The sequence below is a fragment of the Chitinophagales bacterium genome, assembly GCA_017303835.1.
Lineage (GTDB): Bacteria > Bacteroidota > Bacteroidia > Chitinophagales > Chitinophagaceae > JAFLBI01.
The window spans coordinates 281,426-294,565 of the sequence record JAFLBI010000001.1 but is presented as its reverse complement, the minus strand read 5'-3'; the positions used below and the strand labels follow the sequence as shown (position 1 = coordinate 294,565).

Annotated in this window: 11 protein-coding genes; 5 read left to right on the top strand and 6 right to left on the bottom strand. The window is 43.1% G+C overall.

Features of this window, described 5'->3' with window-relative positions; translation table 11 throughout:
• Positions 1 to 57 precede the first annotated feature (57 nt).
• A complete protein-coding gene (locus J0L83_01360; GenBank protein ID MBN8663194.1) occupies positions 58 to 468 on the top strand; it encodes a hypothetical protein in 411 nt (136 codons plus the stop codon).
• Here J0L83_01360 and J0L83_01355 read toward each other — a convergent pair.
• Positions 465 to 1,208: a class I SAM-dependent methyltransferase gene (locus tag J0L83_01355; protein MBN8663193.1), complete on the bottom strand. Its 744-nt coding sequence runs from the start codon at positions 1,206 to 1,208 to the stop codon at positions 465 to 467. The two genes, J0L83_01360 and J0L83_01355, sit on opposite strands and share 4 nt — an antisense overlap.
• An 89-nt stretch (positions 1,209 to 1,297) precedes the next feature.
• Here J0L83_01355 and glmM point away from each other — a divergent pair, with 89 nt between their 5' ends.
• From glmM to J0L83_01340, 3 genes are all read left to right on the top strand, one after another.
• Positions 1,298 to 2,680: a phosphoglucosamine mutase gene (glmM, locus tag J0L83_01350; GenBank protein ID MBN8663192.1), complete on the top strand. Its 1,383-nt coding sequence runs from the start codon at positions 1,298 to 1,300 to the stop codon at positions 2,678 to 2,680.
• Positions 2,681 to 2,750: 70 nt separating this feature from the next.
• Positions 2,751 to 3,878, top strand: coding sequence for a cysteine desulfurase (locus tag J0L83_01345; GenBank protein ID MBN8663191.1), 1,128 nt, complete (start codon positions 2,751 to 2,753; stop codon positions 3,876 to 3,878).
• Positions 3,879 to 3,915: 37 nt separating this feature from the next.
• Positions 3,916 to 4,410: a hypothetical protein gene (locus J0L83_01340; protein ID MBN8663190.1), complete on the top strand. Its 495-nt coding sequence runs from the start codon at positions 3,916 to 3,918 to the stop codon at positions 4,408 to 4,410.
• A 2-nt stretch (positions 4,411 to 4,412) separates the two neighbouring features.
• On the opposite strand, the gene J0L83_01335 is transcribed toward J0L83_01340, so the two are convergent.
• From J0L83_01335 to J0L83_01325, 3 genes are all read right to left on the bottom strand, one after another.
• On the bottom strand, positions 4,413 to 5,960 hold the full coding sequence (locus J0L83_01335; GenBank protein ID MBN8663189.1) for a sigma 54-interacting transcriptional regulator: 1,548 nt from the start codon (positions 5,958 to 5,960) through the stop codon (positions 4,413 to 4,415).
• A 1-nt stretch (position 5,961) separates the two neighbouring features.
• Positions 5,962 to 7,059: a VWA domain-containing protein gene (locus J0L83_01330; protein MBN8663188.1), complete on the bottom strand. Its 1,098-nt coding sequence runs from the start codon at positions 7,057 to 7,059 to the stop codon at positions 5,962 to 5,964.
• A gap of 79 nt (positions 7,060 to 7,138) precedes the next feature.
• The gene (locus J0L83_01325) at positions 7,139 to 10,399 is read right to left on the bottom strand and encodes a DUF2723 domain-containing protein (protein ID MBN8663187.1); all 3,261 of its coding nucleotides are present in this window, start codon (positions 10,397 to 10,399) and stop codon (positions 7,139 to 7,141) included.
• 190 nt (positions 10,400 to 10,589) lie between these two features.
• Between J0L83_01325 and mtaB the strand changes: the two genes are divergently transcribed.
• Positions 10,590 to 11,867 (top strand): tRNA (N(6)-L-threonylcarbamoyladenosine(37)-C(2))-methylthiotransferase MtaB, encoded by a 1,278-nt coding sequence (gene mtaB / locus J0L83_01320; protein MBN8663186.1) that lies wholly within the window; start codon positions 10,590 to 10,592, stop codon positions 11,865 to 11,867.
• Here mtaB and J0L83_01315 read toward each other — a convergent pair.
• Together J0L83_01315 and J0L83_01310 are read right to left on the bottom strand one after the other, a co-directional pair.
• Complete coding sequence (locus tag J0L83_01315) at positions 11,859 to 12,599, bottom strand: histidinol phosphatase (GenBank protein ID MBN8663185.1); 741 nt, start codon at positions 12,597 to 12,599, stop codon at positions 11,859 to 11,861. The genes mtaB and J0L83_01315 overlap by 9 nt on opposite strands.
• Positions 12,600 to 12,615: 16 nt before the next feature.
• Positions 12,616 to 13,134 (bottom strand): UpxY family transcription antiterminator, encoded by a 519-nt coding sequence (locus J0L83_01310; protein MBN8663184.1) that lies wholly within the window; start codon positions 13,132 to 13,134, stop codon positions 12,616 to 12,618.
• Positions 13,135 to 13,140: the final 6 nt, after the last annotated feature.

The following is a 13,140-nucleotide window of genomic DNA, read 5'->3' as shown; positions in this document are numbered from 1 at the left end:
CGCACAAACAGGAAACACATTCGGCAAAAAGGATAAATTAGTAGCGAAATCTGTTGTATGCGTGTAAGTTTTATTTGCTTATTCAGCCTGATTGGCTCATTTGCAAGTGCGCAAATGAGTTATCCGCCTTCAATAAAAGTATTTACTGCGCAACCCAAAAAGCAGAAAGGGGATACATCCCTGCCCGAATTCAACAAGCATAGATTAAAAGCTCATCAACAAGCACCCGAAAATCAAATGCCGAATGCGATCAGCAATCAACAAAAACCCTCTTTTGTTTTCAAAGGCAATAATGGTGGCGGTTTTGATATATACGAATCTAATTTGGATCGAATGGCAGTGATACGACCGGATAAACACTATAAGAGCACCATCCCAACCATTGGCTATTCAAACAATCCAAGAATTATACTTTCTATGCCCCAGCAATCATTGACAGATAGTCTATCAAAAATTAAAAAGCCTTAACGATATTTCGCCAGCAGAATCATCCTTGGGGAGTGATGTATATCATATTGGCCCAAATGGTAATCACCAAATACCTCTTGTATCTGTAAGCCCTGATACGCCAGCATTTCTGTAAAATCACCTAAAGTGAATTTGGCCACACGCTCTGTATACAGATGCCTTGGCGAATGCGCACCGGCATCCAGTACCTGAATCTGTTTGAAAAAATGCGCTTCATCATGCCAGCGTGTAATCTGAAACTGCACATCATCCACTGTGTGAATAGCTGCTTTTTCCAGTCCGGCTTCCACGTAGTGGACATTCAGATAATCAATAACTAATGTTCCGGTGCGTTTCAGGCTTTGCGCCATGGTGCGAATGGCATTATCATGCTCTCTGCGGGTATTGAAATAACCAAAACTGGTAAAGAAATTAAACCCATAATCATAATAGTGCACCCGAAATGTTCTGCGCATATCATGCTGATAGAAATGCAACCTGTCTGATTCGTCCTGTTTTGCTTCTTCAATAGATGCATGTGATAAATCGATACCGGTTACATCAAAACCCATTTCCGCCAGTGCCTTGCTATGCCTTCCTTTGCCACAGGCTATGTCGAGCATAATAGCACCCTGCGGTGGTTGCAGATAGCCAATCAGGGTATTGATAAAGGCAAAAGCTTCCCGGTCATCCCTATGCTGGTAAAGCATATGATAATACGGCGAATTAAACCAATCTCTATACCACGACTGCTGTTGCATGCTGCTAAATTGGCGCAAAAATAACAGGTGCAAGAAATAGTTTTTCAACTAAGTTTGCAGCCCTACCCCCCGAAGCAAAATTGTGAATCATGGCATTGATTAAGAGTATTTCAGGTATCAGAGGCACCATTGGCGGTAAGCCCGGGGATACATTGAGCCCTTTAGACGTAGTTCGTTTTACTGCAGCATATGGCACTTGGCTTTTATCCCGTGCCGGCGATAATAAAAAAGTAGTAATAGGCCGTGATGGCCGTATCAGCGGAGAATTGGTACAAAGGCTTGTGATCAGTACCCTAAATGCTTTGGGTATTGATGTATTGGATCTGGGCCTGAGCACCACTCCTACGGTTGAAATGGCCGTGGTATTTGAAAAAGCAGCCGGTGGTATTATCCTCACTGCCAGCCATAACCCCAAAGAATGGAATGCCCTGAAATTATTAAATGAGCAGGGCGAGTTCATCAGCGGTGCCGATGGCACAGCTTTATTGGAAATTGCTGCAAAAGAAGATTTCAATTTTGCAAGTGTTGATAAACTGGGTACGCATACTGTTGTTGAAAACGCATTAGATAAACACATTGAAGCAATCCTTGCCTATCCGCTGGTAGATGTTGCAGCTATCAAGAAGCAGAAATTCCGCATTGTGCTGGATGCCATCAATAGTACAGGTGCTATTGCAGTGCCCGCATTATTGAAAGCATTGGGTGTAAAAGATGTGGTGGTATTGAATGGAGAAGTGAATGGCAAATTCGCCCACAACCCCGAACCATTACCCCAACACCTTACTGAGCTCTGCAACGAGGTGAACAAACAAAAAGCCCATTTGGGTATTGCAGTAGATCCCGATGTTGATCGTCTCTGTTTTGTATGCGAAGATGGTAGCCTGTTCGGCGAAGAATATACACTGGTAGCTGTGGCTGATTATGTGCTGCGCGAAAGAAAAGGCAATACCGTCAGCAATATGTCTTCTACCCGTGCTTTGAAAGATGTTACGTTGAAACATGGCGGACAATACTACCCTTCTGCTGTTGGTGAAGTGAATGTGGTAACAAAGATGAAAGCAGTCAATGCCGTAATCGGTGGCGAAGGCAATGGCGGTATTATTGTACCCGATTTACATTATGGTCGCGATGCACTGATTGGCATTGCACTCTTCCTCACTTTCATGGCCAAGGAAGGCAAATCTGCCAAACAGATCCGCAACAGCTATCCGGATTATTTCATGAGTAAGAATAAGATTGAGCTGGATAAGCAGATTGATGTACAGCAGATCTTTGAGCAGATTAAAAAGAAGTACAAGAAACAGGAGATCAATACAGAAGACGGACTGAAAATCGAATTTGAAACAGACTGGGTACACTTGCGCACCAGCAATACAGAACCCATTATCCGCATTTATGCCGAAAGCAATTTCGAAACAACGGCAGACAATATTGCCAAGCGGATTATGCAGGACATCAGAGAAGCTATGTAAATCCTACACAATACTTAATCATCCCGCCTCGGCGGGATTTTTTACATTTGCACCTCCTAAGCCCAAACGAATGAACAGGATTTATCTGGATAATGCTGCTACCACACCCCTAGACCCGTTGGTTCTGGAAGCCATGATGCCCTATCTAACGTCGCATTTTGGCAACCCGTCTTCTATCTACAGTTATGGTAGAGAGAGTCGTTTAGCGATCGAGAATGCACGTAAAAGCGTGGCTAAAATCCTGAACGCCCACCCTGCTGAAATCTTTTTCACCAGTGGTGGCACTGAGAGTAGCAATACAGCTATCACTGCTGCTGTTCGTGATTTGGGCTGTAAACACATTATATCTTCTCCTATCGAACACCATGCAACCCTGCACACGGTAGAACATTTGTATCATACCGGAGAAGCAGCATTAAGCTATGTAAAGATTCTGCCCAATGGCCATGTAGATATGGATGATCTAGCGCAATTATTAGCGAATAGTGAAGAAAAATGTCTGGTTACTTTGATGCATGCCAATAATGAAATTGGCAATATGCTGGATATCCATGCAGTTGGTGAATTATGCAAAAAACACCAAGCCATTTTTCATAGCGATACGGTACAAACAGTTGGTCATTTTCCATTTGATTTACGCAATACACCAGTACACTTTATCACAGGTGCGGGACATAAATTCCACGGACCTAAAGGTGTGGGCCTTCTCTACATCAATGAGAATGTGCGCATCAAACCTTTTGTACATGGCGGTTCACAGGAAAGAAACATGCGTGCAGGCACTGAAAACCTGTATGGCATCGTTGGTTTTGCAAAAGCTTTAGAACTAGCTACAGAGAATCATGATAAAGACAGCGCTTACATGCAATCGTTGAAATTGTATATGAAGCGCGAGTTGGAGAAACACATCAAGGCTGTAAACTTTAATGGCGATCCTGAAGGACGCAGTTTATACACCGTGTTGAGTGTTAGCTTCCCTAAGACAGAGAAAAGTGAGATGTTGCTCTTCAATTTGGACATCAACCATATCTGCGCCTCTGGAGGCAGTGCTTGTACCAGTGGTGCGGATGCCGGTAGCCATGTAATCAGGGCTATCAACAATAATCCCAACCAGGTGACTGTGCGCTTCTCATTCAGCAAGCACAATACCACTGCAGAAATTGATCAAACAGTGCAGCTATTAACCACACTGATCTAGTTTCGCAGAGATTACATAACTTGATAAAAAAAACAATATGCGACAGATACTGCCTATCGTAATACTATTGATTGCATCCTTTACTGCTACAGCGCAAGATAAATCAACCAATACCTCAACAAAAGGTGCCAGCTCCGTTTACGGTGAAATAGGCGGTCCGGGATTATTTTCTGTTAACTATGATTTCAGATTCCAAAAATCACAATCAGGTCTAGGTATGCGTCTTGGCTTAGGTGGTATTGGATTTCTTAATGCAGGTGTATTCACTTTGCCCGTTGGTTTAAACTACTTATCCGGTAAGGATGGTCATTACTTTGAAGCCGGCGCTGGTGCTTCCTTATTTTCTTTGTCTGATGGTGAATCTGTTTTTGAGGCCAACAACTCTACAGTGATTGGATACCTCAGCTTAGGCTATCGTTATCAACCCATCAAAAAAGGGTTTACGGGCAGAGTATTTCTCTCTCCTTTGATTGTACCAGAAGGTGGCTTTTTCCCTTTTTACGGAGGTATCTCAGCAGGCTTTAAGTTCTAAGCTTAGTTATCATCATCTTCTTCAAAGTCTTCTTCGGTTAGGTCAAGCGATTGACCACCGAAGTTCATCATGCTGCCCATTAAATCCTGGAAGGATAGTTTCCCATCCAGCATGCGCTTGCTGATGAGCGAGTAAGCCGCTAAACCATGAAGCACAAACTCCATCAGTAAGGACAATTCTGATTCATTGGCTTTGGGATAGGACTTCTTGACAAACGCGTGCAGCCCATCTACCTGATAGAGTGTATTTTTTTTATCAGCATCAGACATGTCTAACAAAAGGTCCAATTGATTGCCCTTATCGAACCATGCAGTAATCGGACGATATGGGTTCTCCTCGCCTTTCTCTTGCTGAGATGCTTTACCAGTGCTACGCTTCTTCTTACTGAGCTCAGGATTGGGAAAGTATTGTGTGAATTGTGTACGGATAGCTTTCTCCAATAAATTCAAGGCAACCTGATAAGGCCCTTCCTGCTCACCTTCATACACCAACTCAATCTTACCTGTAATAGCAGGTATGATACCCATCAAATCGGCAATCCAAACCTGTGTAGCTTTTTCGCCATGAATCAAGAGACGACGCTCAGCTGCACTGACTGCATTCTCAAAAGCAGCAATGGTTAAACGGGCACTTACGCCACTCTTGCGATCTACGTATTCATTATTTCTCGCTTCAAAAGCTACTTGCTCAATCAATCGCTTAATCAGATCGCTGACATTGATATTTCCTGACTGCTCAGAATGTAGATTTGCTTCCTGTTCAGTAATAGCCAATGCAGTCTCTAAATCTTTTGGATAATGCGTGAGAATCTGGCTTTCAATACGGTCTTTCAACGGCGTAACAATGCTGCCACGATTGGTGTAGTCTTCCGGATTGGCAGTAAACACAAACAAAATATCCAATGGCATACGCAGTTTGAAACCACGAATTTGAATATCGCCTTCCTGTAAAATATTGAAGAGTGCAACCTGAATACGTGCTTGCAAATCTGGCAATTCATTAATCACGAAAATGCCTCGGTTACTTCTGGGGATGATACCATAGTGAATCACTTTCTCATCCGCAAAGCTGAGCTTGAGATTGGCTGCTTTGATGGGATCAATATCACCTATCAAATCAGCCACACTTACATCAGGCGTTGCTAACTTCTCGCCATAACGCTCTGTACGATGCACCCAATGAATGGGCGTATCATCGCCATGCTCGGCAATCAAGTCTTTGGCATACTTGCTCAAAGGCTGCAGCGGGTCATCATTCACTTCACTACCCGCAATTACCGGAATATATTCATCCAGCAAATCCACCATCTGCCTTGCCATACGCGTCTTTGCTTGTCCGCGTAAACCCAGAAACAACATATTGTGTCTCGATAGCAACGCACGCTCTGTATCAGGAATCACTGTATCCTCATAGCCCATAATGCCACGGAAAGGATTTTCCTTTCTGCGGATCATGCCAATTAGGTTCTCACGTACTTCTTCTTTCACTGAACGGGAACGATAGCCAGCCTGCTTCAGCTCACCGAGTGTTTTAATCTTTTGCCATTCCATATTAATAGACAGTCTTTCTTTTACCACTTTCAAAATCTTTGAAGATGAAAGCACCGAGCTTATCCAGTGAAGCAAAGAAGGCTTTACCCTGATTCACTTCCGTAAACTCTTGCACAAAGCGCTGCAGATAAGGATCTGAAGCAATCATGAAAGTGGTGATGGGAATTTTTAATTTCTTACACTGTGCCGCCAGATTCATACACCTGTTCAGCACTTTTCTATCCAAGCCGAAACTATTCTTGTAATAGCGACCACCAATTTTCAGGCAAGTTGGCTTACCATCAGTGATCATAAATATTTGTTTGTTGGGGTTCTTACGCCTGCGTAACAAGTCCATCGCCAACTCCAAACCTGCAACCGTATTGGTATGATAAGGACCCACTTGCAAATAAGGCAAATCCTTGATTTCAATACTCCATGCATCATTACCAAACACCACAATATCCAAAGTATCTTTTGGATAACGTGTAGTGATTAACTCACTCAAAGCCATGGCCACTTTCTTGGCTGGCGTGATGCGATCCTCACCATACAAAATCATGGAGTGAGAAATATCAATCATCAATACTGTTGAAGTCTGTGTTTTGAAATCGCTCTCACGAATTTGCAAATCATCCTCCTGCATGCAGAAGCTTTCAATACCATGATTCACCTGTGCATTGCGGATACTTTCCGTGAAATCAATCTGCTCCAGCATATCGCCAAACTGAAAGGGACGTGTTTCAGAATTGGACTCATCACCCTGACCAGGTTTAAAGGTCTGGTGATTGCCTTGCTTTGATTTCTTGAGCTTACCGAAAATCTCTTCCAGACTTCTTTTGCGGATGGTTTGCTCTGTCTTTCCAGTTATGCTGATTTCTCCGTTGGCAGGATTCTCTTGCAGATAACCGTTCTCTTTCAGGTCTTCTATAAAATCGCCCATACCATATTGATCGTCTGTAAAATGATACTGTCGATCTAATTGGTTCATCCATTCCAATGCTTCGCCCGCATCACCATTGGTATAGTTGAGCAGTTGCGTGAAAATATCCAGCATCTGCTCGAAGCGGGTTTTGCCATTGGCTTGTGGATCATATTTCAGAAAGCGATGTCCGATCATAGAATCAAGTTATGATAAAACACCAGAACAAAGTAATGGTTTAAATAAGAAGGGCTGCTTTGCAGCAGCCCTTTCCAGTTTATTTCTTTGCAGAATCTTTTGGTGCTGTTTTACCCGGGATTATCACATCTTTTGTGCTATCCGGCTTAGGCGCAAACATCTGCTGCATTTGGTTAATACCCTGTATAAATGCTTCACAGGTTTGCTTATCATCCATCATATTATCAGCTGCATAACCAGAGAGGCTATTGTAATAGCGCACTTGCTGTTGCAAATCCTTTTTCACAGCTGCGGCTATCTTATCAGCCAGCTTTAAGTCCCCAGCCAAATAAGCGGCTTGCAATACCATCAGCGAAATACGGTTGTGTTGGTTACCGCGGCTCACCATAGCGTAAGGGAAGTTCTCTTCCAGCATGGCTTTGTCTACTTTCTCCAATACCTTTTTCGCATCATCTTTTCTATTTTTCGCTGCCAAATCTCCAGCCAATTCAGCATAAGCCAGTCGAATAGAATTCAGGTGTCTTCTGTTTTCTTCATCAAAATATACACCTGCTTTATCTGCACTGCCGAAATTAAATTTATTCATCAGGTTATCCAGCATCTTGTCTGTATTGAACTGACTGTTCACGACAGGCACGAGACGATAGCTCAAACCATCTTTACGGAGGTATTCACCAAAACCCAGCTCACCAAAGGGTGAAGTGAAGTAGATAGGTCTGTTCCATTTATTGGCAGCAATGACGTTCAATACAGCCAGATCGTTTTTCATCAAAGCATTCTTCGGAATGTCGAAACGCAGCTCAGACACCAAACTATCGCCTGCGTTAACAGTCTTGTTCGCCAGCACTGCAGCCGCATCAACAGGTACTGATACTTTACGAACAGGGAAGGTATTCAACACATCATCACCTCTGTTTTCTACTTTAGCTGGATCATCGCTTCCAACATAGTTTTTCATCATATCGTACAGATCGTAATAACGATCTTCCGGAATGCTTGGCTGAGGTCGATACACCACATAATCACGCTTACGACCTTCAATTTGGTCTGAAGACCAGATCACATCTATCGCATCACTTTCATTCACCTTATAACGCAGCTGGTTAATGTACCAGTCAATACCCAATAAGCTGTAGTTAATCACGCGCACATCTCTGCGGATACCTTCAACTTCCTGCGCATACCACAGCGGATAGGTATCATTATCTCCGAAGCAGAATAAGATGGCATTAGGCGCACAACTTTCCAGATAATCTCTTGCAAGGTCACGGGCCAATTGCTTTTTGCTACGATCATGATCATCCCACTCCTGCTGTGCCATCAATGCAGGAACAGCTAATAAACAGATAACCGTTGCAATAGCAGGTGCTGCACCTTTGAGTGCTTTCGACAACCAATCACGCACTTGTAAGACGCCAATTCCAATCCAAACAGCAAAAGCATAAAAACTTCCTACATAAGCATAATCACGCTCACGTGGCTGATAACCTGCCTGGTTCAGGTACAATACAATGGCCATACCTGTGAAGAAGAACAATAACATGTTCACCAAGAAATCATCGCCTTTGTGCTTGTAATGGAAGAACAAACCAAAGAAGCCCAGCAAGAAAGGCAATAAGAATAATTTGTTATTGGCTTTGTTATTTTTCAAACTGTCTGGCATCATGCTCTGATCACCATACATCCAATTATCAATAAATGATATACCGGTAATCCAGTTACCATCACGCACATTTCCAGCAAACAAACCTTGTACATCGTTTTGCTTACCGGCAAAGTTCCACATGAAGTAGCGGAAGTACATCCAGTATGTTTGATAGCCAAAGAAGAACTTAAGGTTATCCATCTGATTAGGACTACGCTCCCAAGTACCATCTTTCATACGATTGATACCTAAGTAGTAAGCATAGTAATCAGCATGGTTCTGATCATTGCTGGCATCCCATACACGCGGCAAGACCATTTTATCTTCTGCTGCATATACATAATGACCGTCTTTACCAATCTCAATGTATTTATCCTTACCCTTCTGATACTTCGTGCTTGTCTCTTTGTAATCATAAGGCTGTGCAGTAAACTTCTGACCATACAACAGCGGAAAATCACCATACTGTTCACGACCTAAGTAACCTACCAAGCTCATTGGGTTATCTACATTGTACATATCTACAGCGGGATCTGCACTACTGCGGATCATGGTAGTTACATAAGTGCTGTAACCAATCAGCATAAAAGTAAAGCACCAAAGACCTAAGCGCAGGAATGACCATTGCTTTTTGTCTGCATATTTCAACCCATACCAAACCAAAGCAGCAAGTAATGCAAAGAAGAATGCAAAGCCACTGAAGAAAGGCAGACCAAAACTATTCACGAATGTGCGGTCGAAGAAACCCGCGGCTTTAATAGAATATTGAATCACGCCCACCTGCACCACACCAGTGATGATACAAGAGAGAATGAAAAAGATGTAGATACCACCGTAGTAGTCTTTCTTCTCTTTATTCCAACCTTCAATAAGGTAAAGTAAGCCAATGGCAATACCTGTGCCCAACAATACCAGTCCGGCCAAAGTTGAATCTGTTGATAGACCACGCTCAGGGTTTGCTTCAGATGAAGCGGCAATGAGTGCCAATACAAAACCTGCAGCACCACCAATCAAGGTGAGACGAATAAACCATTTACGGATCAATGCATAATTGAAAGAAGCACGCTTCTTGAAATAATACACCATCACAATTGCCGGGATGGTCAAGAGGTTCAATAAGTGTACACCGATGGAAAGTCCCATCATAAAGAAGATGAAAACAATCCACTTATCTGCGCCTGGCTCATCTGCCTGATGTTCCCATTTGAGGATGGCCCAGAATACCAATGCAGTGAAAAAAGAACTCAAAGCATATACTTCACCTTCAACGGCGCTATACCAAAATGAATCAGAGAATGTATAAGCAAGTGCACCAACAATACCAGCACCCATGATGCTCCAAGCCTGAGAAGTAGTCAACACATCTTTTACACCAACATTGACGATACGACGTGCAAAGTGTGTAATCGTCCAAAACAAAAAGAGAATCGTAAAGCCACTCGCCAATGCGCTCATGACGTTCACGGCTTTAGCGGCAGTTAAAGGATCGTTACCAAAGAAAACAATGAACAATCGGCCCAATAAAACAAACAAGGGCGCACCGGGCGGGTGTGGAATCTGCACCTTGAAACAGCTGCTCACAAACTCACCACAATCCCACAAACTGCCACCTGCTTCAGCGGTAAGAATGTATACGGTACAAGCAATCAAAGCGACTACCCAGCCAGTAATGTTGTTAATCCTGTTAAACTGCATATGGTTTTGGTTTAAATAGAGAGGGACGAAAATACCTGAAAGGCCCTTAAAGCCCAAAAAAACAAGGATATATGCACAGTAGCTGGCCTGAAATTGTTGTTAATTTTTATAAGACGCAAGGCGCTGAAAATCAACAAAGACCAATTTATGCTTCTGCCAGAGAGATGCAGGCCCTTATCTTTGCAGCCCTATGACCGAAAAGCGTTCCGTTGCATTTCATACACTAGGCTGTAAACTGAACTTTTCAGAGACATCCACCCTATCCAGATTATTGGAGGCAGATGGCTTTGAGAAGCGTTCTTTTGACGACCAGGCCGATGTGTATGTGATCAATACCTGCTCGGTTACAGATAATGCTGATAAGGAATGCCGCCAGTTGGTGCGCAGAATCCAACGCAAAGCGCCGGAAAGTCTGGTGGTGATTACAGGCTGTTATGCTCAGTTGAAACCAAAGGAGATAGCATCTATTCCTGGTGTGGATTTAGTACTGGGAGCAGCCGAAAAGTTCAATATCACGCAGCACCTGCGCGAATTGTCTAAGCAGGACGATGCCAAAATCTGCAGCTGCGATATTGAGGATGTTTCTGGATTCACAGCTTCATTCTCCATTAATGACAGGACCCGTACTTTTTTGAAAGTGCAGGATGGCTGTGATTATAACTGTTCATTCTGCACCATTCCCATGGCACGCGGTAAAAGCAGAAGCGATACTGTTGCGAATGTGATTGCCAATGCCGAACAATTGGCTGCCAATGGAGTCAAAGAAATCGTACTCACCGGTGTAAACCTCGGCGATTTTGGTAAGGGGCCCGATGGTAATAAACAACATCAGGAAACATTTTATGATTTGGTGCAAGCTTTGGATGCAGTATCAGGCATTGAACGTTACCGCATCTCTTCCATCGAACCTAATTTGTTGACAGATGAGATCATTGCTTATGTAGCAAAGAGCAGGGCTTTCATGCCGCATTTCCATATTCCATTACAGAGTGGCAGCAATAAGATTTTAGGATTGATGCGCCGCCGCTACAAGCGTGAACTATACGCTGAACGTGTAGCATACATCAAAAGCCTGATGCCGCATTGTGCCATTGGCGTAGATGTGATAGTAGGCACACCCGGTGAAACACAAGAAGATTTTCAAGAGACATTTGATTTTCTGCATAGCATTGATGTATCTTATCTCCACGTATTTACCTACTCAGAAAGAGCCAATACCAAAGCACTGGATATCAAGCCCATTGTACCCATGCATGAAAGGCATGAACGCAATAAAGTACTGCGTAATCTCTCTTTCATGAAACAGAATTTCTTCAACCAGCAACACGTAGGTGAAACTAGAAAAGTGTTGTTTGAAGGCCATGAAAAGAATGGTTTAATGGAGGGCTATACAGATAATTATATTCGTGTGCAAACACCTTATCGCGCCGAGTGGGCGAACCAAATTATCGACTGGACCTTACGCTAATTCCTGATTTCTCAATTTCAGTGGCTGTAACAACTGATAGAAACTTTTCTGGGAAGCTAATTCAGTAAGTGCATCAAGATGACGCTGATGATGCAAATCAGTTCCTGCAAAATCGATTTGGTTTTCTTTCACCAGCTTTTCCGCAAAGCGACGCACACCAGCACCGTAATAATCAGACAAGGACAAAAGATTTAACTGGAGCAAACAGCCCATATCACGAAGCCTGGTTAACTGTGCCGGCATATGGTGAAAGAAATTGTACCGCTCAGGGTGTGCTAGCACCGGCTTATACCCTTGTAACTGCAATTCAAAAATCACAGATTCTATATTGGGCGAAGGTGCAGCATAAGACATTTCAATTAAGACATATTGCTTACCCAAAGGCAAAACAGTTTGATGCTTTTTCAAAGCTTCTTCCATTTCCAGATCTACCATGTACTCTGCGGCCGCACCTGTGCTTACTTGCAGATTAGCCTCTTGTAAAGCGTTTTGCAGGGTAGCTAAAGCAGGCAAAATAGTTTCTGGAGAATTCGGATGGATACCATGCAAAATATGTGGTGTACAAATGAATCGGTGATAACCCATTTCTTTCAAAGCAGCAATGAATCGAATGCTGTCAGCCACATCCTGCACTCCATCATCCAAACCCGGCAACAAATGCGAATGCATATCCACTCCAATAAAAGAGAGATCAGGCGTTACTCGTTTTGATTTAAAAAAAGATAGGGGCATGATGGATTTGCCTGATTTATTGAACAGGACTCAAATATTCAGCGGGAAACTCAACCACCATTACCTGACCAAGACTCTGGAGCTTCACAAATACTTTTTTGCGACCACCGCGAATCACCGTACCCACATTTCCCATGAATACGCCGTAATTGATTTCCACTTGCATATCCTGCTCAAAACCTTCAACAGAAATAACAGACAATTGAGCCTGCTTTTCAGCGAGGTAAGTTTTGATCAGGTCAATCTCTTCATCACGGATAATGGCTGGCTTACCTACATAATAGACAAAGTTGAGTACGCCATCTGTCATCAACACAGACAATCGCTCTGCTTCAGTGACACGTACAAATACATAGGATTTAAACAGGGGCATTTCTACCACCTTCTTACGATCGCTCCACTGCCTTTCCACTTTTTGCAGCGGACACCAGCTTTCAATGCCTTTGCGGATCAGTATGCTGTCTACTTTTTTCTCCCACTTCGGTTTGGTATACAGGGCATACCAACGCTTCTCATTATCAAGCAACTGCTTCATGCCTAC